Here is a 23,370-nt window from a genome sequence, read left to right on the forward strand (position 1 = left end):
CCGCGCTTTCGCAAAAAGGCTGGCAACCACACCCGGAGTTTCCCTTATGTCGCTCTCGCCCGAAGCCATCGCAACGCTCAAGAAGATCACGACCGCCACCATTACGACCATCCTTCTCAAGAAGGGGCTTCGCAACGTCTGGCTGCGCGGGTCACGCCCGTTGCGTCCGGGGCAGGAGCGTCTGGTCGGTCCGGCGTTCACGCTGCGCTTCGTTCCCGCACGGGAAGATCTTGCGACGCCGGAATCGTGGTCGAAGCCGATTTCGACCCGTACCGCCATCGAGGCGATGCCGGCAGGCTGCATCGCCGTGGTCGATGCGATGGGCATCACCGATGCAGGTATCTTCGGCGACATTCTGTGCGCGCGCATGGCAAAGCGCGGCGTCACCGCGCTGGTGACGGATGGCGTGGTGCGCGATCTGGAGGGCGTGCTCGGCACCGGACTTCCGGTGTGGTGCAACGGCGCGGCTGCCCCTCCGTCAGTCGCCGGGCTGACGTTCGTCAATTGGGGCGAGCCGATTGGCTGCGGCGGCGTTGCCGTGTTTCCCGATGACGTGATCGTGGCCGATCAGGACGGCGCGGTGCTGATCCCGCAGGCATTCCTTGAACTGATCCTGACGGAAGGTCCGGAGCAGGAGGCAATGGAGGGCTGGATCGTCAACGAGGTCAACAACGGCGCGGAACTGCCCGGCCTCTATCCGATGAATGCCGAGACCAAGGCACGTTACGCCGCATCCAAGACGAAGAAGTAAGCACCAACTCTGTCAGGCATGATCTGATCCGGAGACCGGTTTGCGCTTTATGCAAATGCGGCTCTTCGGATCAGGATCGTGCTTCTCTGGGCCGCCGCCAGCCGACCACCATTGCTTCAACGAGACTTCCGGATTCGCTGTTGCGCCATTCACCGTTGACCCGGCGGCATGCAAAGGGAAGCTGATAGGTCCCGCTCTTGTCCTCGCATAAAACCTGAACCGCCTCATCGGGGGACGGTTCGCCATTGCCGTCAAATTCTGCAAGTCTTTGGACACGTGTTGCCATCGGCAAAAATCCTTCCGCGATAAAAATGTTCCGGCTGCAACGCGTGTTCAGCGGTTCCATCCGGACGCGACGGATAACAATCAAATTAAGACGCTCGCGCGTGTCCATTTTAAGACATTCGCAAATTCACATTTCTCGTTTGAATCGGTATTTGCGATGATCGTTCGTCATCGCTGGTTCTGGCTCACCCGATTGTGAGACGATGCATCGACAACAAGAACAATCATTGGGGAAAAGCATGCAGGACCTCGCCGGCAAGACGGCATTTGTGACGGGCGAAGGTGATGCTCGCCGACATCGAGAAAGACGCATGAGCGGCCGGTATCAAAAGCCTTCATAACGTCGGCCCGGATGTGCGCGGCATCGATTGCGACGTCACCGACGCTGCCAGCGGCGAGCGTGCTGAGGAGCGGTTTGCTGCCATCGGAGCGGCCATGGACAAGGCGACGGCCCATGGATGTGGGGTGATTTTCGCACGAAGCACCCGGGTTTCAGCAATCGGGACAAGCATTGATTCACTCCTTCGCGCCGAACATCGGCAGTGGAAAGGAGTGGACCCATGCGTCAGCTTATTCTCGCAATCACGGGCGCGGGCGGGATCTTCCTGCTCGCCGGCGCCACCCGGAACCGCGGCTGGTCCCTGGCCGACGAAGTATGCCGCCAGGGAACGGTGCTGTGCGACAACCCCGGCTGGGTGCTCGTTACGATCGCGGCTTTGTTGTTCGTCGCGACCATTCAAACCATCGCCAAGATCTGAGCGGTGGATACAGATCAGTTCGTCGGACCGTGAACCAATCCGGCCGAACCTTGTCAGATGTCGGTTACATCGCGAGGGTCTGACAGAACGCGTCGAACGCAGAACTGTCCATGCCCAACGTGGCCGCCGAAGTTCCGGCGCCGGCGACGGCCTCACGCGGAGTGATCTCGGCAGGGCGGGCCTGTGTGATCTGCGCGGTGTTCGCGAACATCGGCTGTTCAAAGCGTTTCGCGCCTTCCGCATCGATCGCGAAGAGAGGGCGGTATTTGTCGAACCCGTTGTCCTCGAGCATCAGGAAGGTGCGGTTATCGAGCACCCGCCAATGGCCCTCGAACCGGGCTGCGACCACGGCGTGGTCGTCTCCGGTCGCGGTTTCGCGAATGATCAGGAGGCGAAGATCGGCTGGCGCAACGCCGGCGGCGCGCAGCGCAACGAGCTTGGCAATCGCATAATCTTCACAGTCGCCGGCGCCTGCCGCCAGCGTGGCCAGAGGTGACGACCAGTAATCTTCGACACCGTATTGCGCACGGTCGCTGACCGGCCGTATGGCAAGATTGAAAGCGCGGTTGATTTCGCCGAATCGGGCAATGCCCTCGCGGGCGGAGGCCGTCTTCACGATTTCCAGGAAACGCTGGGCTGGCTGGGACGTGCAATGTCCGGGATCGCTGGCGCAGGCGGCGATGATCTCGGATTCGGCCGTAATGGCGCGCTCGACGGTCTGCCATTTGGCGCGAAGAGGGCCGTCGGCCAGCATCGAGGTCGCAAGCCCGAACGGCTCGGAAGCCGGACTTTGCGGGCCCTCGGTTGCCCCGATGGCTGGATCGCTCGGCGAGTGAGCTGCCCCATGAGCCGCTCCGCCCAAGACATTGAGAGTGAACATAAATGACACTGCGCCCGCGCGCAGAACGCTGAAAGCCGACATCTGACGCCCCTTGTCCGGACATCGGCTCGCAACGTATGCAGGCTCGTGACCAGATCATCTGGCCACAAGGATTAGGCGCGTCCCCTTTTTGACCGCTTAAAGCGGCGGCTAATCAGCCATTTGGATTCAAATATGTGGAACTAGCGCTGACCACATTGTCTAAAATTGTAGATAGGGCTAATGCGCAGGCGCTGATGTATAAAAGGTTAAGATTTAAGTATTCGGTCGAACTATGTGATGGATTATCAAATATAGCTGGATGAATAGACTGTATAGATTGGTTATTGATCGATTTCGAATGCACCCTTTCGGCGGCTTTTAGGCTCAATTCGCTTCCGTTAATCGGCCGATCATTTTGCGGAGCAGCACGGATTATCGATTTTGTCCCATAGTCTTAGGAAGCAGTAGCGGAATAACCAAGTCATCGCCGTCCAATTGTACTTAACGAGGGCATGTAAAACCACGCTGTGTGGTTCAATTCACTATGGGCCCACGGTCTTTGATGCTATGAATTGCGAATTCTGAATTTCTTAATAATAACTTTTGACGGGCGGGCAGGGGTTTGAATTTTTCCGGACCATTTGATGCCGGGCTGATGCACGACTCCCCAGTTTCACTGGGTGGGGAGCGTTTCTCTTTCGATTCGAAACCGAATTTCGTCCAGCATCATGTGTCGGACAACCAAGTCGTCGTACCTGACGCGCATCTGCTTTTTTCCGGCGACTATATGCGGATCGGCAGCGACCTGATCATTTCGGGTAACGGCCAGAAATTTGTGATCGGCAATTACTTCAAGGGCGAAGCAAGGCCAGTCCTTACCACCAAGGACGGGGCAACCCTTTCCGGTCACATCGTGGATGCGCTGACCGGTCACGTCCACTACGCGCAGGCTACCGCGCCGGCACAGGCCGGAGAAGTGATCGGACACGTCCTGAAGATGTCCGGGAGCGCCTCCGTGATCCGGAACGGCGTGTCGGTTGAGCTGAATATCGGCGATCCCGTGCAAAAGGGCGACGTGGTCCAGACCGGATCGAACTCGTCGGTCGGCATGACGTTCGTCGATGGCAGCGCGTTCGGCATGAGCGCGAATGCGCGCATGGTGCTCAACGAAATGATCTTCGATCCGAACGGATCGTCGAATTCATCGCTGATCAGCCTGGTTCAGGGCACCATTACATTCGTTGCGGGACAGACCGCCAAGAACGGCAACATGCGCGTCGAGACGCCGGTTGCCACGATGGGTATTCGCGGCACCGCCGTACTGGTGGAAATCGGCGCGAACGACGGACCAACCAAGTTCTCGGTGCTGGTCGAGCCGGACGGGCATACCGGCTCATACAATCTCTACGACAAGACAACCGGCCAGTTGATCGGAACGGTATCGCAGGCCGGGCAGGTGACCTACGTGTCGGTCAGCGGCGTTGGCCAGCCTCCGACAGCGATCGAACAGCTCAAGACGCTTGCGGATCAGGAATCCGCGAAGACACTGATTCAGGAAGTCTTCAAGCTTTACTTCCCGAACTACAATCCGGACAACGCCAATCCGAAGTCGCAGAAAAACGGATTTGGCTCTCCCGGCGACAACTTAAATCCCTTCGCATTCTACAAGCCGCTACAGGACCTCGGGCCGCCCAAGGTCATTACAATCCCGGGTGTCGGCTACGATCCCGTTACCGGGCAGCCAAATCCTCCGAGGACTTTCTACAATACCAAGGCGCAGTTCTCGGCACTCCCTGTCTTCGCGGATCAGGCATTTGATCCAACGATCAGAGTTTTTTTCTTCAAGGATGTTGTCCAGATCGACGATCCGGATGTCGGCAATGCACCGTTCTACGATGTTGGAGTTCCGTTCGTCGCCGGCAGCGCCATCATCAAGAGCGCGGTCAGCACGATTCCATATCTCACCGAAGGCTTTCTAAAGCCGCTGATTCACATTAACCAGACGACGGGCGTCGTCTCCTTTGACCGCGAGCAGTTTAATTTCCTGGATGACGGCCAGACCGTCACCTTCAAGATTCAGGTGACCGCGACATCGGGGCCGGATACCGGCTTGGTCGAAATCCCGATCACGATTACGGGCGCCAACGACGCGCCGACGATCGTGGTAGGCGCTGTGACGACCATCACCGGCATGGTCAAGGAAGACGTACAGGTCGCGTCGAGCCATATCGAGACGAACGGGACGATCACGTTCAAGGACGTCGATCTGACCGATGCACACACGGCGACCGCCGAATTGACATCGACGTCCTCAACTCTGCCAGGTTTTGTCAGCGGCGTCGGAAATGCCCCGACAACGACCAAGATCGGAACATTCACCATCGATCCGGTCTCCGAGAGCACCACCGACACCAACAATCAGGGCTCGGTTGGCTGGCACTTCTCGCTGGACGACAACGATCCCACGCTGCAATCGCTGGCTGAAGGTCAGACGATCACGCAGATCTATACGATCACGATCAAGGACGACAACGGCGTCCCTGTGACACAAACCGTCACCATCACGATCACCGGCACCAACGATGATCCTCTCATCACGGCTTCGACCAACGATCATCCGGCCCTGACGGAAGACGGCACGCTGTCGGCCAGCGGTGTGATCACGTTCAAGGATGTCGATCTGACCGACGGTCACCTGGTTACCCAGGCCCTGACGTCGGGATCGATCAGCTCGACGCTGCCGGGTTTCGATCCGGCGCACGACCAGCTCGGCACGCTGACGCTGACCAAATCCGAATCGACCACCGATACCGACAACACCGGCACGGTGAGCTGGAGCTTTGCGGCCAACAATGCGCTGCTTCAGCAGCTCGCCGTCGGGCAGGTAGTGACGCAGACCTATACGGTGACCATCGACGACCAGCACGGCGGCACGCCGGCCACCCAGACCATCGTGGTGACGCTGACCGGCACCAACGATGATCCTCTCATCACGGCTTCGACCAACGATCATCCGGCCCTGACGGAAGACGGCACGCTGTCGGCCAGCGGTGTGATCACGTTCAAGGATGTCGATCTGACCGACGGTCACCTGGTTACCCAGGCCCTGACGTCGGGATCGATCAGCTCGACGCTGCCGGGTTTCGATCCGGCGCACGACCAGTTCGGCACGCTGACGCTGACCAAATCCGAATCGACCACCGATACCGACAACACCGGCACGGTGAGCTGGAGCTTTGCGGCCAACAATGCGCTGCTTCAGCAGCTCGCCGTCGGGCAGGTAGTGACGCAAACCTATACGGTGACCATCGACGACCAGCACGGCGGCACGCCGGCCACCCAGACCATCGTGGTGACGCTGACCGGCACCAACGATGATCCTCTCATCACGGCTTCGACCAACGATCATCCGGCCCTGACGGAAGACGGCACGCTGTCGGCCAGCGGTGTGATCACGTTCAAGGATGTCGATCTGACCGACGGTCACCTGGTTACCCAGGCCCTGACGTCGGGATCGATCAGCTCGACGCTGCCGGGTTTCGATCCGGCGCACGACCAGTTCGGCACGCTGACGCTGACCAAATCCGAATCGACCACCGATACCGACAACACCGGCACGGTGAGCTGGAGCTTTGCGGCCAACAATGCGCTGCTTCAGCAGCTCGCCGTCGGGCAGGTAGTGACGCAGACCTATACGGTGACCATCGACGACCAGCACGGCGGCACGCCGGCCACCCAGACCATCGTGGTGACGCTGACCGGCACCAACGATGATCCGGTCTTGAACGGGGACAACGTGTCGACCCTCGAACTGGGCGGCGGAGTCACAAAGGTGACGGGTATCGCCTTGTCCGATGTCGATGCAGGTGCTGATACGTTTACCGTGACAGCGACCGCCGATCACGGAACGGTCGCGACCGCAACCGGAAGCCAGCCGCTCGCAGGGGCGGGTGTCAGCGGGTCGTTCGCGGACATCAGCAACATTTTCAACGACGGCGCTGTGTACACGCCAGATAACGCCTCGCCGACGGACAAGGTGACGTTAACAGTTACAGACGGCCAGGGGGGAAGCGACACCCTCAACTTCGTTTTCAAACAGTACGCCCCCGGCGGCGTTACCCTGACGGGTACGACCGGAAAAGACATCATCTTTTCGAGCACCGGCGACGACACGATGACGGGCCTGACCGGTAAGGACAACTTCGTGTTCGCACAGGTTTCCGGCCACGATACGATCATGGATTTCACGTCCGGAACCGACAAGATCGATTTCAGGGCTCTTTCAGGCATGAATGCGAATGCGCTGACGACCCTGCTGGCCACCGCCGATCACACCGGCGGCGATACGCTGCTTCACATCAACGGCACGACGGATACGTTGCTCTTGAAGGGCGTGGCAGCCCTGAATGCCAGCGATTTCATTCTCCATGCGTGATTTGAGAATGAGCCGGAAACATTAACTTCGATCATGTTTCCGGCTGCAATACATGCTCGTGTCGTGGCATGATAGGCCGGTCGCAGCGCCACATTTCATGAATTCCAGATTGGCGTCCTGACAGCAGCCACGGCCAGGTATCGATGCAGCCCGCGAAGACATCACATCAGGGGCATTCGCCCCGTTCCGAACTGGGGACGGCGCTTCGCGCCTGCCGCAGCGCGTTTGTCGGTGTCGGCGTCATGAGCTTGGTCATCAACATTTTGTATCTCACCGGCTCTTTCTTCATGCTGGAGATTTACGACCGCGTGCTGCCGAGCCGCAGCATCCCGACGCTGGTCGGACTGATCGTGCTGGCAGGAGGTCTCTACCTCGTCCAGGGTATCCTCGATCTGATCCGCGGTCGCATTCTGATCCGCATCGGATCGGCGCTGGACGAGATGCTGAGCCGCCGGGTCTATGACATCGTGGTGCGGATGCCGCTCGTTATCGGCAACCGCAGCGAGGGACTTCAGCCGCTGCGCGATCTCGACAACGTCCGCTCCTTCCTGTCCGGAATGGGGCCGGGCGCGCTGTTCGATCTGCCATGGTTGCCGCTTTATCTCGCCATCTGCTTTGCTTTTCATCCGCTGATCGGCATCACCGCTCTGGCCGGCGCCATCATTCTGATCGCGCTGACCATACTGACCGAATACCTGACCCACGAGCCCATGAAGCGCTCGACGGGGCTGGCGATGCGGCGACAGGATCTTGCCCTCGCCAGCCGCCGGAATGCCGAGGTGCTCACCGCGATGGGCATGGCCGGACGCGTCGGCAAGCGATGGGATGAATCCAACCGCGACTATCTTGCGAGCAACCAGCGGGCGAGCGACGTCGCCGGCGGTCTTGGTGCCATCGCCAAGGTGATGCGCATGATGCTGCAATCGGCGGTGCTGGGCGTCGGAGCGTATCTCGTCATCAACCAGCAGGCGACGGCGGGCATCATTATTGCGGGGTCGATCCTGAGCGCCCGTGCGTTAGCGCCTGTCGATCTCGCCATCGCGCATTGGAAGGGGTTCGTGGCGGCGCGCCAAAGCTGGCACCGGCTCAACCGTCTGCTCGGCATGTTGCCCGAACAGGCAGCGCCGACCCTGCTGGAGGCGCCGACATCCAGGCTCGCGGTTGAAACGCTTACCATCAGCCCGCCCGGCGAGCAGAAGGTCGTCGCTCAGGACGTTACGTTCGCGATCGAGGCCGGACAGGGCGTGGGAATTATCGGTCCCAGCGGGTCTGGTAAATCATCGCTGGTCCGCGCGCTGGTCGGCGTCTGGCAGCCCCTGCGCGGCAAGGTGCGGCTCGACGGTGCCGCGCTCGACCAATGGTCGCCGGAAATCCTTGGACGCCATATCGGCTATCTGCCGCAGGACGTCGAACTTTTCGCCGGAACCATAGCCCAGAATATTTCCCGCTTCGAAGACAAGGCCTCGTCCGACGATATTATCGCGGCGGCGCGGGAAGCACGCGTCCACGATCTCATCATCAGCATGAAGGACGGCTACGACACCCAGATCGGCGATCAGGGCAACGTGCTGTCGGCCGGGCAGGCGCAACGGATCGCGCTGGCTCGCGCGCTTTATGGCAATCCGTTTCTCGTGGTGCTGGACGAACCGAATTCCAACCTCGACAGTGAAGGCGATGTGGCGCTGAACAAGGCCATCCTCGGAGTCCGCGCGCGTGGCGGCGTCGTGGTTGTGGTCGCCCACCGTCCGATCGGAATTGAGAGCGTCGATCTTGTTCTGGTCATGAAGGACGGGCGGGTTCAGGCATTCGGGCCAAAAGACACCGTTCTCGGCCAGGTGCTGCAACGCCCGGCGACGCCACCACCCGCCATCAAGATCGTCTCCGACAAGGGAGGAGCTCAATCATGAAAGGGCCGACCCTCGCTGGAACCGAAAGCAAAGTCCGTGGCGTTTTGAATGCGCTGTTTTCGCCGCTGGACCGGCTCTCGATCTTCAAAAGCCTTGATCAACCCGGATCGCGCGGCTCGATCCGGTTTCATCTGATCGTCGGACTCGTTGTCGTCACGCTGCTGACCTGCGGTATCGGCGGCTGGGCCTCCACCGCGCAAATCTCCGGCGCGCTGATCGCGCCGGGCTCGATCGTGGTCGATTCCAACGTCAAGAAAGTTCAACACCCGACCGGCGGTGTCGTCGGCGAGGTGAAGGCGCGCGATGGTGACCGCGTCAAGGCCGGCGATGTCGTGGTGCGCCTCGACGACACTGTGACCAAGGCAAGCCTTGCGATTGTCACCAAGGGCCTCGACGGATTGCTGGCGCGCCGGGCGCGGTTGCTGGCAGAGCAGGATGGCGCAGAGCGCATTACGTTTCCACCGGAACTGATGGAGTCGTTCGCCAATCCCGATGTCCGGGCGTTGATCGGAAACGAGATCAAGCTGTTTCAGGTCCGCTCATCAGGCCGCATTGGTCAGAAGGCCCAGCTCAAGGAGCGCATCGCACAGCTCAAGGAGGAAATCGGCGGACTGGAAGCGCAGGAAAACGCCAAGTCCCGCGAGATCGAACTCATTCAGAAAGAGCTGGTGGGCGTCCGCGATCTGTTCGCCAAGAACCTTGTGCAGATTTCACGGTTGACGGTGCTTGAGCGTGACGCGGCGCGGCTTGATGGCGACCGTGCGCAGTTTATCGCCCAGAAAGCGCAGGCGAAGGGCAAGATCACCGAAATCGAATTGCAGATCATCCAGATCGACAAGGACCTTTCCAGCGAAGTCTCCAAGGAGATGCGCGAGATCAACGACAAGATCGGCGAGTTTGTCGAGCGCAAGGTCACCGCCGAAGACCAGCTCCGCCGCATCGACATTCGCGCGCCGCAGGACGGTATGGTGCTTCAGTCGACAGTCCACACTGTAGGCGGCGTCATCACCGCCGGCGACACCATCATGCTGATCGTCCCTGAGTCCGATAACCTGTCGGTCGAGGCCAAGGTGAACCCGCAGGACATCGATCAACTGAGGATCGGGCAGAAGACGCTGCTGCGGCTCTCGGCCTTCAACCAGCGCACCACACCGGAGTTGAACGGGACGGTCAGCCGGATCTCCCCCGACACCACCACCGACCAGCGCACCGGCCAGAGCTATTACACCATTCGCGTATCGATGCCGCCGGAAGAAGTGGCGAAGCTCGGGGATGTCAAATTGATACCGGGCATGCCGGTTGAGGCCTTTGTGCAGACCGGCGAACGCACCATGATATCCTATCTCGCGAAGCCGCTGAGCGACCAGCTCATGCGCGCATTCCGCGAGAAGTGACGGGTACCGGTTTTAGCGGCATGATGCGAGCGGTATTGAAATCGTCAGTCCGGTTGATTGCGCGTATCCGTTTGTACGCCAGGCAGTTCGGATATGGCCGGCTGCTGGCCTTTCTGCTGCTGATAGCGTTTCTTGGCGTTCGGGTCGCCGATCCGATTCCGCTTGAAGAGCTGCGCGTCCGCGTCTTCGATGGATATCAAATTCTCAAGCCCCGGCAGACCACGCAACGTCCTGTCGTGATCATCGACATCGATGAAAAGAGCCTTGCGAAATACGGGCAATGGCCGTGGCCACGGACCCGTGTGGCCGATCTTGTTCAGCGGTTGACCGATCTCGGCGCGGCAGCCATTGCCTTCGATATCGTGTTCGCCGAAGCGGACCGGCTGTCGCCGGGACTGGCTGCGGATGCGTTTCGTGATCTGGACGAACAGAGCCGGATGAAGTTGCGGGCGCTGCCCAGCAACGATCAGGTGCTTGCGGATGTCCTGCGCAAATCACCCGCCGTTCTCGGCGAATCCGGCCTGCCAAAGTTCGTGCCCCAGCCGGAACTGAACCTGCCTTTGACAGGGTTAGCGACCTTGGGCGAGGATCCGCGTCCGTTTCTTCTCCAATTTCCTGGACTGCTCCGGAACATCCCGGTGCTCGAAGAGGCGGCCCCCGGGCGCGGACTGTTCACCATCCGCACCGAGCGCGACGGCATCGTCCGCCGTGTCCCGATGATCATGTTGGCGCAGGGCGAATTGATGCCCTCGCTGACGTTCGAGATGCTGCGCATTGTCACCAAAGCCGACACCATTCTTGTCAAGTCGGACGAGGCGGGCGTGAAGAGCGTCGCGGTCCCCGGCTTTGAACTTCCCACCGATCGCAACGGCCAGCTCTGGGTGCATTTCGCCAAGCACGATCCGGCGCGTTATGTGTCCGCGGCCGATGTACTGGAGGGCAAGGCTGGTGCCGACCTGATCTCGCGCAAGCTCATCCTGATCGGCACCTCTGCCGTCGGACTGCTGGATGTGAAGACCACTCCACTCGATCCGGTCATGCCGGGTGTGGAGGTCCATGCCCAGGTGCTTGAAAGCGCGCTGACCCGGACGGTGCTGTCGCAGCCGAACTACGCAATCGGCGCCGAGCTGCTGGCCGCGATCCTGTTCGGACTGGCTATTATCTGGCTTGCGCCCATTCTCAGCGCCGTCATGCTCGTCATCTTCGGTGGCGTGATCGTCGCCATCATGGTCGCTACGTCTTGGTATTTTTTTGCCGAACACCGATTGCTGTTCGACTTCACATTTCCGCTGATTGCAAGCACGTCGATTTATCTCGTGCTGGTGTTCAGCAGTTATTTCCGCGAGCAGGCCCAGCGCCGCCGCATCCGCTCGGCCTTCGGTCAGTACCTGTCGCCGGCGCTTGTCGAGCAACTGGCGCAGTCGCCGGAAAAGCTGGTGCTCGGCGGCGAGGAGCGGGACATGACCATCATGTTCAGCGACGTGCGCGGTTTCACCACTATCTCGGAGTCGTTCAAGAGCGACCCCCAGGGCCTGACGTCGCTGATGAACAGGTTTCTGACGCCGCTGACCAACGCAATCCTCGATCGCAAGGGCACCATCGACAAGTACATGGGTGATGCCATCATGGCGTTCTGGAATGCGCCGTTGAGCGATCAGCAGCATCAGATCAACGCCTGCAATGCGGCGCTCGACATGATCGATCGCATCGAAGTGCTGAACGTCGAACGCGAACGCGAAGCGAATGAAGCCGGCAAGCCGTTTATCCCGATGAAAGTCGGTATCGGCTTGAACACGGGCACCTGCGTCGTCGGAAATATGGGATCGAATTTGCGTTTCGATTATTCGGTGCTGGGTGACAGCGTGAACCTTGCCTCGCGGCTCGAGGGACAGTCGAAGTCCTACGGCGTGCCTATCATCGCGGGCTCCGCGACGGCGCTGGTGGCCAAGGACAAGTTCGCAATTCTCGAACTCGACTTCATCACCGTGAAAGGCAAGAAGGAGCCCGAGGTGATTTATGCGATCGTGGGGCGGCAGGACGTCGCAAATTCCGGACAGTTTCAACGGCTTCGCAATCTCTCCATCGAGATGCTGGCGTGTTATCGCAGCCGCGACTGGGAGGGGGCGCTTGCTGCGATTGCGAAAGCGCGTATTGCCGACGAAGCAAAGACCTTCACCACGCTGTACGACCTTTATTTCGAGCGTATCAAGGCGTTCCAGGAAACCCCGCCACCGGATGACTGGAACGGCGTCTTCGCCCTGACAACCAAATGATGGGTGGGGCAAAACGCCGCCGCGCTACCCATCGCGTGCCAGCATGGCAAGCCATTTTTTTGGTGAACAGTGCACGGTATCGTGTTGGTGAAGATGACAGCGGCATGCAATTCTCCCGAAGGGTTCATTGAGTTTTTTTATGCTGACCACAATGTCCGTGCGTTTCTGGGGTGTTCGTGGGAGCATTCCGTGTCCAGGCCCCAATACCGTGCGGTATGGCGGCAATACGTCATGCGTCGAAGTTCGCTGCGGTGACCATCGTTTGGTCTTCGATGCAGGATCGGGACTGCGCATGCTCGGTCTCGAACTGGCGGAAGAAGCAGAGCCGACCGACATAGATTTGTTTTTAAGTCACTGCCATATCGATCATTTGATTGGCCTTCCATTCTTCGTGCCGGCCTTCATGACCGGAAACCGGTTGCGTCTCTGGGCTGGTAATCTGAAGGCCGCAGGCGGTGTGCAGGAAACCGTCCGGAAGCTGATGAGCTATCCATTGTTTCCAATCGAACTGGAAGCCGCCCATGGCAAGGTCGAATTCACCGACTTCGAACCGGGTGACATCCTGACACCGCGGCCGGGCATCAAGGTGATGACTGCGGCGCTCAATCATCCCGGCGGCGCAACTGGATACCGCGTCGAGTTTGGCGGCCGCGCCATGGCCTACATCACAGACACCGAACTCAGTGCCGATGAAATCGATCCGGGGCTGGTCGAACTCGCACGGGACGCGTCGATTGTCATCATCGACACGACATACACCGACGAGGAGTTGCCCGAGCATGTCGGCTGGGGGCACTCAAGCTGGCAGCAGGCCGTCCGCCTGGCCAATGAAGCGGGGGTCGGCAAGCTCTATCTGTTTCACCACGATCCCGAACACGACGATGACGAGATGGACCGTATTGCCGCTGCCGCCGCGAAGGCGCGGCCGGGGACCGTGGTAGCAAGGGAAGGGCTGTCGATTGAGATTTGAGCGGAGCGCATGTTTTGGCAGCGCGCCCAGCCCGGATTTTCGCACAAGACTTGAGGTCCGATTAACACATCGGCCGATCCGTATCCCAAATCCGGCGTTCGCTTCGTTTTACAGCACGTTCGTTACGAACGTCGAATTTTAAGGGACACCGGAAGAATATATGATTTTGGTGTGGTTTTGGTTCGCAAGTCCGCTGTCGGGGCGCACCGGATAACCATGCGGACTTGCGAACCACCACGCCAGAACCGTTGTCGCACAAGGCGCGGCGCGGCATAATAGATACAAAATTTCCTTTAGCATCAGGTTGATTCCGATGGATATGTCAGGACTCGTTTCCGGCGCCGGCGGCTTTATCGCGTCCGCGTTTGTGGTGGCCGGATACACCATGCGGACGATGATCCCGCTTCGCATCTTCGGCATTCTCACCAACGTTCTGCTCATCGGATTTTCAGTGGTTCATCATCACTATCCGGTGATGGTGCTTCACATGATCCTGCTGCCGCTCAACGTCTACCGGCTGCGGGAAATGCTGCTGCTGGTCCGCGAAGTAAAGAAGTCGGTCAACAGCGATCTGTCTATGGCGTGGCTGAAGCCGTTCATGACCGAGCGCAAATGCAAGGCCGGCGAGATACTGTTCTACAAGTACGAGAAGGCCGAGGAGATGTTCTACATCGTCAGCGGACGTTTCCGGCTTGTGGAGTCGGGGATCGAACTGCCGAAGGGCGCCATCGTCGGCGAACTCGGCATGCTCTCGCCGTCCAACAAGCGGACTCAAACGCTGGAATGCCTTGAGGGCGGGATCATCCTTAGCGTGACCTATCAAAAGGTCGAGGAGCTCTACGTCCAAAATCCCGCATTCGGCTTTTACTTCCTGAGGCTGGTCAGCGCGCGGCTGTTCCAGAATCTCGGAAAGCTGGAGGCGCAGCTTGCCGAAACCGGCGCACAGGCGACGTCGTGAAGATTCGAGTCAAAGTTCCGCCGTCGCCGTTCCGGTTGCTGAAGGAACGATATTTCGGCGAAGAGACACGAAATCCGCGAGTCGCCCGCGCGGCGCTCGCGCGGCTGGTGCCCCAGTTGCCTGCGGACGTTGCTCCCATTGTCAGCCAAGCCGTCCATTCGCTGATCGATTATCAGGACCCGGATTATGCGCTGGCGTATCTTGAGCGAGTGGAACGGTATGTCGGTCCAGCCGCGCACCATGTGCCTAACCTGGCGGAACTGGCGCAGTTGTTGTCGGATCGGATGCATTTCGAGGATCCGATCCGCATCGCAGAATTGAAACTCGCGGAAGCGGGCGGCGCGACTGCCGAACCCAACCCGCTGTCCGTCGATCGGGTTGAAAAATTCCGCTGGGACGAGGTCATCCCGATGCTTCCGCCGAAGGCGGCAGCGCCGGCTCTAGATCTGTTTAAGCGCCTGCGTCTGGCAAAGCTCGCACGCAGAAGTGTCACATTGCGGTTTAGTTCGAGAACCAGATTCAAGCTTCAACGATTGAAGTGGCTGGCCGCGGCGCGGATCACACGCCCCTTTTCCGAGCGCTTCAAGCTGGAGCGTGTGTGGGTGGAGCGATGGCTGCACATGGTCGATCGCAGTCTGGTGAAGCAGCCGGAAGCGACAATGGCGGTGGTGAGAACCGCCAACCTCATTAAGGGACACGGCGATACCTATCAGAACGGGTTGGCCGAATGGAATGTCATCATCGACCGTCTGGTGAAACCGACATGCGACGGGGATCTCCCGCTCCCGAGGCTCGGCGACGCCATTCAGGAGGCGCGCGAAGCGGCCATCGGCGAACAAGGACAAAGCCGCCTGTTGAATGTTGTTGAACAGTTAAGGGCGCAGGCACTCGCACATGGGTGAGCCCGGATCCGCCGATGGCCTACCGCCAAAAACTACATTAGAGTTACGCCGGACGTGCGGTGCCCGGCATGATTTTCGCCGCAGCACGCACGGATAATAGGGGTCAATCGATGAAGAAATTTCGTGGTTTCTTTCTTGGAGTTATGCCGGTTCTGGCGCTGACTGTCTCCGCCGGTCTTTCCGGAGCGCGCGCAGCGGACGACATCAAGCTCAGCAGCAACCAGCGTATATCCTGCGGCCGCGGACTGAACGCCGGCAAGCTTCAAAACATTTCCTGCAAATCATTTGCTTACATTTTTAATACGAAGACATCCGAATTCTATCGCTGCCAGGTCAGCGTCGGCGTCACCCGGGACAACAAGGAAGTTCTCAAGGTCGATACCGACGGCGATTGTAAATTGAAGGCGCGTATCTTCCCCAGCGATTCCAGCTACCAGTTCGATGCGACTGAAACCGAACCACCCAATACGAATTCATTCTTTGGGTCTGGTGGGACCGCGATCTGGGTCAGCGACAGCACCAAGCTCAGCGCCAAGGGCTGCATTCTGCTAAGCGTCGGCGTCGGACCGGATGTCCTGAAATGTGTGGACATGACGTTCAACAAATAGGACGTCGAAAGTCTACCTCTTCAGAAAGATCGCCAGAACGATCAGGCCAATAACAACGGCAACGCCGATCGCCCAGGTCGAGAGCCGGATGTCACTCTTCAGCTCGCGCTTGGCTTCGTTCTCGGCGATTTTTTGATTACGCTTTCGGTTGTCCTGTTCCGGATCGCTCACGGCTTCTCCTGATCTTGGCTAGGCGCTGAGGCATGATCTGGTCCCCGAAAAGGTGACCTCATAAGCAGTGTAATCGGCATAACGAGGAATCCGCAAAGAACAAAACGAAGGTGACATCATTCAGTGACGGATCCATGCTGCTCTTCCTTCGGCGACACCCATCCGGCTGATGGCATCGAACCGCAACACGCATACGTGATTTCGGGCGATGCCAAGATGTCCAGAAACCGGCCTAAGATAGAGCCAATTATCTGACCTGCGATCAGGCGAACCGCGTTGGCTTGAGCCGGGACCCGCGCTGGTGTCTCATGCAGCCAACACGAATCGAGGACAACATGCGTTACCTTTATCTTGCGCCGCTGGCGCTCGCCGGTTTCTTTTTTCTCGGTCAGGCTCCGGCCCAGGCGACCGAATACCCTTATTGCATGACCTATGCGTCGGGCTGGAGCGGTGCAATCGAGCAATGCGATTACTCCACGATGGCCCAATGTCAGGCGAGCACTGGTGGCCTGAACGGGTCTTGCGCTCCGAACTGGCGCTTGGCGTTTCGCCGTGGCGCCGCCGCTTATCCCGTTGAGGTCGAGCCAGCCACCACGAGCAGCAAACGCAGCCGTCGCTGAGGTTTACCTGGGCATCGAAGGACAATGGCGGAGAGGGGAAGGATTCGAACCTCCGACACGGTTTCCCGTGTACCGCACGCGGTGCCTTAAGCCACTCAGCCACCTCTCCGTTAGTAGAAACTGACACCGGGGCGCATCAGGTGCGTCCCCTGAACTCCACGCCAATGATCTTGTCCTTCCGCCAGATCAACCGGCAGTGCGTCACCTTTCGCACGTCACCCGTCAGCGCCAGGCTGAGGTTGTTTCCGATCGGCCCGGTATCGATGAGCTTGATGCGCGCACCACCCGACGACAGATCCAGGATAGTGCAATTGCGTTTCGCAAATCCGCCGTCGAGCAGCATCCACGCGTCGTGCCGCATGGTGTGGCGGGGCTTGCGGGATTCTTTTCTGAAAACAGCCATTGGCTTCACTCCCTGATCGAAGCGTATTCCTACCGGGCGAAAGTTTCGGAAAATTTGAATCAAAGCACGAATGCCGGGAAGCGCCTTTAATCCTTGATTAACCAGAGCCAATTGAGACAGAAGTCCGGAAAGCAACGGCTTGCCTGACGTCAGCCGCGGGCGGTCCGGCTTGGAACCCCCTCCGTATCCGGTGCGTTGGGTTGCAGGAGGAGCCCTCCGGTGACCGGCAGTCATATTGGTGGAACGACCAAGGCTGAGCGACACGAGCGGTCGCGCGTGGTCCGCGCCGCGATCATTTTCATGACCATTGGTGTCGGTCTGGTGGCTCTGGTTTTTATTGCGTTGCAATCGTTCGGGATCAAGCAAGAACAACCCGAAGCTTCGCTCGCATGTGCAACAAAACTCTACAGCCCCTATGATCCCAAGAACCTCGAGCAATGCATGGCCGTCTGTCAGGCCTGTAGCGCAGGGGTGAAGACGACATGCTCCACGTCATGCACGCTCAAGGGCGCGCGGTAAGGGCTGCCGGCCGCTCGGGCCATTATAGCCTGGGGCGCAAGACCTGCCGCTCCGGCCTATAGCTGTGACAAACCGGTCCGGAGCCTGGCCACTTGCGCGGATTCTTTTCTCGTTTTCTTATGAGCGGAATTGCCCGCAACAATCTGAATGCGTGAAGGCCGGGCAGGGTGAGGGACTGAATGAAACGATACATCATCTTCGCAGCCATAGGACCGTTGGTGGCAGGCTTTTTCCTTCTCGTTCTCGGGACACCGGAAGGCTATTGGGACGGAGCCGATGTTGTGAAGAAACTGTTCAAGGTCCTGCTGATGACAATCCCCTACAACTACCTGTTCGGAATCATCCCGGCGCTGATGATCGGCGCTGTCGACGACATTCTCTTCCATGTCAGGAGAATTGGTCCGGTCCCTCGGATGTTCCTCACCGGTCTCGTCGCATTTTGCGCAACGGCAATTCTTTACGGCACGTTAGGGAGCGAGACCGGGCTCAAGCACTATCTGCTCTATGGACTTGTCGGATTTGTCCCGGCGACGATCTCGTCCTGGCTGGCGCACAGGTTCGACAAGCAACCCGGCGTGCCACTGCCAGCGTGAGACCGTCGCCTTTGCTGGCGGCGGCACGAGAACGGTTTGCTCAGCGGTTCTCCCAGCTATGCACCATACGATGCATTCAACATCACGCATCTGGGCTCCGATGGGCTGCAACTCACGTACGGCGACACCACGATCGATCTGCTGAACCCAGACGGCCGATGGAACGCTGGTGCATGCGAATGTGTTCGGGTGGCACCGTTGATTTCAAGCTCCACGGTGTCCATTCGCTGACGGCCGGCGACTTTATCGTTGCTTGATGAACCAGAGTTAGGCGCGGCCCGGGGACGGGTTGCCCGACAAGGCGCCAAAATCCAATGGTCAATCAAGGAGCGCCCTTTCAGGGCAATCACCTCTTTCGCTGCCTCTTCCGCTTTGCTAAGTGCTGGTGTTCAGAGCGCAGGAAGGGTGGCCGAGTGGTTTAAGGCACCGGTCTTGAAAACCGGCGTGCCTGCAAGGGCACCGTGGGTTCGAATCCCACCCCTTCCGCCATCATTCCGCGTAAGCGATATCTCACAGAGTCCGCGCCGGGCATTGTTACGGCGTCTGCCAGACCTTACACCCGTCAAAACAAAAAGCCCGGCACGAAGCCGGGCCTGAGTTTTCGGGAGGAGGCTTACGCTATCAGTACTTGGCGACGACCGGGCCGCCCCAATTGAAGTGGTAGTTCACACCGACCTTCACAGTATGGAGATCGTCCCTGTAGCTGAAGGCCACGGGCGTGGTGGATCCCGCCACGGTCGAGAAGTTGGTCCGGCCGAAATCATAGTATTGGTATTCGATCTTGGCCGACCAGTTCTGAGCGAACATGTATTCCAGGCCGCCACCGACCGTGTAGCCGGTGGTGTCGCGGCCGAATACGAACGGGGTCGCCACGTTCGCGACCGTAAACGTGACGTCACTGTCATCGCGGAAGGCAACGCCGCCCTTTGCGTAAATCAGAAGCGGACCGGAGACGTAACCGAGACGGCCGGTCACCGAGGCGAGCCATTGGGCGCCGCGATCGTTGACGACGACACCGCCGCTGAATGTGCTGGTAAATCTACGGTCGCTGTTGGCCAGGCCGCTGATCTGACCTTCGATACCGACCAGCCAGTTCGGAGCGAACTGATAATCGGCGCCAACCTGACCGCCGCCGAGGAATGTCGCATCGCGGTCGCTCGATGTGAGCGGGAAGAGGGCAGGTGCTGGAAGAACCTGACTGACGCTGTCGTTTCCGCTGAAGGCTGCGCCGATATGCGCGCCAACATAGAACCCGGTCCAGTTGTAGACAGGCGCGACGTAGACAGGGGCCTTCGTGTATGGGCGGCCCATATCGGCGGCGGAAGCGGATACGATGCCTGCTGCAAGCATTGTCGTGGCAAGAAATAGCTTTTTCATATGGAAATATCCTGCGTTCGAAACAAATCAATTGAGGTATGTCTAACCCAGAATCATCGGGTCACCTGTCACGCACCGGCAACACCGGTGGCAAAAGTGCGCCTGCCGAACGCCGCCCTCCTGCGGTCAGGTTTGGCCAAGCGGCGACCACAGGTTGTCGGACGTCCCACAAAATCAATCTCCGGTTTACCACCTCGCGCTTCAGAGCGTTTTCGGCATGGAAGCAATGAGTTAAGGTAAGCGGCGTATGAGTGCCATCATCCGGCCTCGCGGTGCCCGGTAGGCAAGCGGCCGCGAAAGATGCTATTTGGGGTTCTATGGGGATTTGGGTCACGGAATCGGGCGGGGCGGCCGCGCGTATCGCGGCAGCGGGAGCCTTGTGCCTGCTGGTCGCCAATTGCGCCTCGTCGAACAAGCTCTCCAGCCGTGTCGACCCCAAATACGGCGTCTCCAGCAGTCCTCGCGTGGTCGATTTCGGCGAGGCTGTCCCACGGGGCGGCGGCACTTATCGCGTCGGCAAGCCTTATGTCGTCGCCGGCCGGACCTACGTTCCCGAAGAAAACCCGAACTATCGCGCCGAAGGAATGGCTTCTTGGTACGGCGATGCCTTCCACGGCCGCCTGACCGCCAATGGCGAAGTGTTCGACATGACGTCGCTCACCGCCGCCCATCCGACCATGCCGCTGCCGAGCTACGCGCGCGTCACCAACCTGGCCAACGGCAAATCGGTCGTCGTCCGTGTCAACGATCGCGGGCCGTATCATGGCAACCGGCTAATCGACGTATCCAACACCGCCGCCAAGCTGCTCGAATTCCGCGAAAACGGCGTTGGCCGGGTCCGGGTCGAATACGTCGGCCGAGCGCCGCTTGAAGGATCGGACGACCGCCAGTTGATGGCAACGCTGCGGACCGGCGAACCTGCTCCAGCACCATCGACCGTGCGGATCGCCTCGGCGCGCGCCTTCATCCCGGACATGACGCCTTCACCCTCCCGCGGGGTGACCCGGGGTGACGTTCCGCTGCCCACCGGGCGGCCCTATACACTCGGCAATACACAGGAAGACCTGGCTGCGGCAGGGGCATCCGAGGTCTCGGCGTCGCGCGCCGTGCGGCCTGGCGGACGCCGCTTCCAACGCAGTGCTCCGGCTGAGGTCGAGGAGGCTGCCGAGGAAGTTCCCGCGACGACAAGGCCGGTTGCGGCCTATGCACCAGCATCTCGCGACAACAGCCTCTACCTGATGTCCGGCCGCGGGCTCTACTGAGCCCAACGCGCCCGGCGATCAGCCCCGCACACCCTTCAGGAATTCGACCAGAGCCGCGTTCACCTCGTCGGGGCGCTCTTGCTGAATCCAGTGGCCCGCACCTTCGATGATCAGCTTGCGCTTCAGGTTGGGCAGCACGCGGTCCATTTCGGTCACGCGCTTTCCGCCGAGAATGCCGGTGACGACGGAATCGTTGGCACCGGCGATGAAGATCGACGGCTGATGGATTTTCGCGCCCTGCCAGGGGGCCGTCAGTTCCCAGTTCCGATCGATGTTGCGATACCAGTTCAGGCCGCCGCGAAACCCCGTCCGACGGTACGTTTCGACGACATGCGCATGGTCCTGCCCGCTGACCCATGCGGGCAGGAGGCGCGGGATTGTCGTGTCGCCCAGAAAGCCGTGCCCGTCCTTCAGGAATAGCGAGGCGTCAACGCCGAAGGTTATCGCGCGCATGGTGTAATCGACATCGCGCTCGAACTCGGCTTCGGCGACGCCCGGCTTCTGGAAATACTGCCAGTAGAAGTTGGTGACGCCGCTTTTGGCCAGCGCATCCAGCGGCCGCTCGCGCCCCCTGAATGGCGGCGCAACGCTCAGCCCGCCGACGGCCGTGAAGATATCCGGCCTGAACAGGGCGGCGTGCCACGCGACCGGCGCGCCCCAATCGTGGCCGATGATGATCGCTTTGGTTTCGCCCAGCGCCGCCACCAGCGCGACCATGTCGCCGGCCATATCGAAGATCGAGTAGGCATCGGTGCTCTGTGGAGCGGATGTGCGTCCGAAGCCGCGCATGTCGGGTGCGACGACATGGAAACCGGCAGCCGCGATGGCCGGAAGCTGATGCCTCCATGAATGGGAGAGTTCGGGCCATCCATGACACAGCAGTACCAGCGGGCCGGAACCCTGTTCGGTCACAAAAATCTCAATGCCGTTGGCTGAGATCATTCGCGATGACGACATCGATTTTCTGCCTCTTTTCAAGATATTGAAGGCCGAGAGCACACCGAAGCGGCTAGCTGTCCGTTGTTTGGTATCAGCCCAACTGTTACAAGGCGATCCTCAGGAAACTCAACATGGCAGCCATTCTCAGAACATCCCGGAGTAGCGGGCGTCCGTATGGGCGGTTCTGGCCGCTTGCTGCGGTCCTCGTGATGGCCGGTCTGGCGCTTGGTGGCGGTGTCCATGCAGCTAACAACAGCGTGCAGGGTGCCAAAAAGGACGAGGGCTACGAGATCGATGCCCCGACCGCGATCCTGATCGAGGCAAAGTCCGGCAGTATTCTTTTCGAGAAGAACCCCGACGAACTCCGCGCACCGTCCAGCATGATGAAGCTGATGACCGCTGAGGTTGTTTTCAACGCGCTGAAGAAGGGCGACATCAAGCTCACCGACGAGTACCGGATCAGCGAATACGCCTGGCGAAAGGGTGGGGCGCCGTCCGGCGGCTCGACCATGTTCGCCGCGATCAACAGCAAGGTCAGCGTCGACGATCTTTTGCACGGCGCGCTGATCCAGAGCGGCAACGACTCCTGCATCGCGCTGGCGGAAGGCATCGCGGGCAGCGAACGCGACTTCGTTGCGCTGATGACCAAACGCGCGCGCGAACTCGGCCTGACGAAATCGACGTTCGGAAATTCCAACGGTCTGCCGGACCCGGTCAACAAGATGACCGTGCGCGAACTGGGCATGCTCGCGCGGTACATCATCCTGACCTATCCCGATAACTACAAGCTGTTCGGCGAGCGTGAATTCACCTGGAACAAGATCCGCCAGCAGAACCGCAATCCGCTGCTGACGATGCTCGAAGGCGCGGATGGACTGAAGACCGGCTACACCAAGGAGGGCGGCTACGGCATGGTCGGCTCTGCCGTACAAAATGGCATGCGGCTGATCGTGGTGGTCAATGGACTTGAAGATGCCGATGATCGTGCCGCCGAGGCGAAGAAACTGCTCGAATGGGGCTTCCGCAATTTCGAGGCACGGACGCTGTTCGCCAAGGATCAGACTGTCGGCTACGCCAAGGTGTTCGGCGGTGATTCACGCTCCGTAAAACTGGCGAGCCCGGAGCCGATCAAGGTGATGGTGCAACGGAACGGCACCGATAAACTGATCGCCCGCATTGTCTATACGGGGCCGGTGCGCGCGCCGATCCAGCCGGGTCAGCGGATCGGCACACTCAAGGTCTGGCGAGGCAGCAACATCGCACTGGAATCTCCGCTGGTCGCAGCGGAAACGATCGAGACAGGCTCGACCACCCGCCGCGCCATCGACGGCGCCAGCGAGCTCGTCATCGGGCTGTTCCGCGCCGGCGCGGAGAAGCTTTGAC

20 protein-coding genes and 2 tRNA genes are annotated in these 23,370 nt (G+C 59.8%); 15 read left to right on the plus strand and 7 right to left on the minus strand.

Features of this window, described 5'->3' with window-relative positions; genetic code table 11:
* Positions 1–46: 46 nt before the first annotated feature.
* Positions 47–751, plus strand: coding sequence for a ribonuclease activity regulator RraA (locus ACP7AL_RS20660; protein WP_024919281.1), 705 nt, complete (start codon positions 47–49; stop codon positions 749–751).
* Positions 752–821: 70 nt separating this feature from the next.
* Here ACP7AL_RS20660 and ACP7AL_RS20665 read toward each other — a convergent pair whose 3' ends face one another.
* Entirely contained in the window at positions 822–1,037 is a 216-nt protein-coding gene (locus ACP7AL_RS20665; RefSeq protein ID WP_425994455.1) for a hypothetical protein, read from the minus strand.
* 559 nt (positions 1,038–1,596) lie between these two features.
* Here ACP7AL_RS20665 and ACP7AL_RS20670 point away from each other — a divergent pair.
* Positions 1,597–1,794, plus strand: coding sequence for a hypothetical protein (locus tag ACP7AL_RS20670; protein ID WP_425993870.1), 198 nt, complete (start codon positions 1,597–1,599; stop codon positions 1,792–1,794).
* 64 nt (positions 1,795–1,858) lie between these two features.
* Here the strand turns inward: ACP7AL_RS20670 and ACP7AL_RS20675 are convergent, their stop codons facing one another.
* Positions 1,859–2,716: a transglutaminase-like cysteine peptidase gene (locus ACP7AL_RS20675; RefSeq protein ID WP_425993872.1), complete on the minus strand. Its 858-nt coding sequence runs from the start codon at positions 2,714–2,716 to the stop codon at positions 1,859–1,861.
* A 595-nt stretch (positions 2,717–3,311) separates the two neighbouring features.
* Between ACP7AL_RS20675 and ACP7AL_RS20680 the strand changes: the two genes are divergently transcribed.
* From ACP7AL_RS20680 to ACP7AL_RS20715, 8 genes are all read left to right on the plus strand, one after another.
* Positions 3,312–7,091, plus strand: coding sequence for a VCBS domain-containing protein (locus tag ACP7AL_RS20680; RefSeq protein ID WP_425993874.1), 3,780 nt, complete (start codon positions 3,312–3,314; stop codon positions 7,089–7,091).
* 143 nt (positions 7,092–7,234) lie between these two features.
* Positions 7,235–8,998: a type I secretion system permease/ATPase gene (locus tag ACP7AL_RS20685; protein ID WP_006020583.1), complete on the plus strand. Its 1,764-nt coding sequence runs from the start codon at positions 7,235–7,237 to the stop codon at positions 8,996–8,998.
* A complete protein-coding gene (locus ACP7AL_RS20690) occupies positions 8,995–10,392 on the plus strand; it encodes an HlyD family type I secretion periplasmic adaptor subunit (RefSeq protein WP_425993876.1) in 1,398 nt (465 codons plus the stop codon). The genes ACP7AL_RS20685 and ACP7AL_RS20690 overlap by 4 nt, the downstream gene beginning before the upstream one ends.
* Before the next feature lie 20 nt (positions 10,393–10,412).
* On the plus strand, positions 10,413–12,665 hold the full coding sequence (locus ACP7AL_RS20695) for a CHASE2 domain-containing protein (protein WP_425993878.1): 2,253 nt from the start codon (positions 10,413–10,415) through the stop codon (positions 12,663–12,665).
* Between the two features lie 139 nt (positions 12,666–12,804).
* Complete coding sequence (locus ACP7AL_RS20700; protein ID WP_425993880.1) at positions 12,805–13,635, plus strand: MBL fold metallo-hydrolase; 831 nt, start codon at positions 12,805–12,807, stop codon at positions 13,633–13,635.
* A gap of 313 nt (positions 13,636–13,948) precedes the next feature.
* Positions 13,949–14,593, plus strand: a complete 645-nt coding sequence (locus tag ACP7AL_RS20705; protein ID WP_006020579.1) for a Crp/Fnr family transcriptional regulator — start codon at positions 13,949–13,951, stop codon at positions 14,591–14,593.
* Positions 14,590–15,495, plus strand: a complete 906-nt coding sequence (locus ACP7AL_RS20710; RefSeq protein ID WP_425993882.1) for a DUF6537 domain-containing protein — start codon at positions 14,590–14,592, stop codon at positions 15,493–15,495. Before ACP7AL_RS20705 ends, ACP7AL_RS20710 begins: the two co-directional genes overlap by 4 nt.
* 110 nt (positions 15,496–15,605) lie before the next feature.
* On the plus strand, positions 15,606–16,103 hold the full coding sequence (locus ACP7AL_RS20715) for a hypothetical protein (protein WP_006020577.1): 498 nt from the start codon (positions 15,606–15,608) through the stop codon (positions 16,101–16,103).
* A gap of 12 nt (positions 16,104–16,115) precedes the next feature.
* Here the strand turns inward: ACP7AL_RS20715 and ACP7AL_RS20720 are convergent, their stop codons facing one another.
* Positions 16,116–16,274 carry a hypothetical protein gene (locus ACP7AL_RS20720; protein WP_006020576.1) on the minus strand — a complete coding sequence of 53 codons (159 nt, stop codon included), beginning with the start codon at positions 16,272–16,274 and terminating at the stop codon, positions 16,116–16,118.
* 335 nt (positions 16,275–16,609) lie between these two features.
* Between ACP7AL_RS20720 and ACP7AL_RS20725 the strand changes: the two genes are divergently transcribed.
* Complete coding sequence (locus ACP7AL_RS20725; RefSeq protein WP_425993885.1) at positions 16,610–16,894, plus strand: DUF3551 domain-containing protein; 285 nt, start codon at positions 16,610–16,612, stop codon at positions 16,892–16,894.
* 25 nt (positions 16,895–16,919) lie between these two features.
* Here the strand turns inward: ACP7AL_RS20725 and ACP7AL_RS20730 are convergent.
* Together ACP7AL_RS20730 and ACP7AL_RS20735 are read right to left on the minus strand one after the other, a co-directional pair.
* A tRNA-OTHER gene (locus ACP7AL_RS20730) sits at positions 16,920–17,003 on the minus strand.
* Positions 17,004–17,030: 27 nt separating this feature from the next.
* Complete coding sequence (locus ACP7AL_RS20735) at positions 17,031–17,663, minus strand: PilZ domain-containing protein (protein WP_425993887.1); 633 nt, start codon at positions 17,661–17,663, stop codon at positions 17,031–17,033.
* A 332-nt stretch (positions 17,664–17,995) separates the two neighbouring features.
* On the opposite strand from ACP7AL_RS20735, the gene ACP7AL_RS20740 reads away from it, so the two are divergent.
* Complete coding sequence (locus ACP7AL_RS20740) at positions 17,996–18,409, plus strand: DUF5413 family protein (RefSeq protein WP_425993889.1); 414 nt, start codon at positions 17,996–17,998, stop codon at positions 18,407–18,409.
* A gap of 399 nt (positions 18,410–18,808) precedes the next feature.
* Positions 18,809–18,898 (plus strand) — tRNA-Ser (locus ACP7AL_RS20745).
* 132 nt (positions 18,899–19,030) lie between these two features.
* Here ACP7AL_RS20745 and ACP7AL_RS20750 read toward each other — a convergent pair.
* Entirely contained in the window at positions 19,031–19,786 is a 756-nt protein-coding gene (locus tag ACP7AL_RS20750) for an outer membrane protein (RefSeq protein WP_425993891.1), read from the minus strand.
* Positions 19,787–20,103: 317 nt separating this feature from the next.
* Between ACP7AL_RS20750 and ACP7AL_RS20755 the strand changes: the two genes are divergently transcribed.
* Positions 20,104–21,048: a septal ring lytic transglycosylase RlpA family protein gene (locus ACP7AL_RS20755; RefSeq protein WP_425993893.1), complete on the plus strand. Its 945-nt coding sequence runs from the start codon at positions 20,104–20,106 to the stop codon at positions 21,046–21,048.
* A gap of 18 nt (positions 21,049–21,066) precedes the next feature.
* Here ACP7AL_RS20755 and ACP7AL_RS20760 read toward each other — a convergent pair whose 3' ends face one another.
* Positions 21,067–22,005, minus strand: coding sequence for an alpha/beta fold hydrolase (locus ACP7AL_RS20760; RefSeq protein WP_425993895.1), 939 nt, complete (start codon positions 22,003–22,005; stop codon positions 21,067–21,069).
* Positions 22,006–22,118: 113 nt separating this feature from the next.
* Here ACP7AL_RS20760 and ACP7AL_RS20765 point away from each other — a divergent pair, with 113 nt between their 5' ends.
* Positions 22,119–23,369, plus strand: a complete 1,251-nt coding sequence (locus ACP7AL_RS20765; protein WP_425993897.1) for a D-alanyl-D-alanine carboxypeptidase family protein — start codon at positions 22,119–22,121, stop codon at positions 23,367–23,369.
* The last annotated feature ends 1 nt before the right edge of the window (position 23,370 follow it).

Origin of the sequence: Afipia sp. DC4300-2b1 (assembly GCF_049895725.1) — a bacterium.
Classification (GTDB): domain Bacteria; phylum Pseudomonadota; class Alphaproteobacteria; order Rhizobiales; family Xanthobacteraceae; genus Afipia; species Afipia broomeae.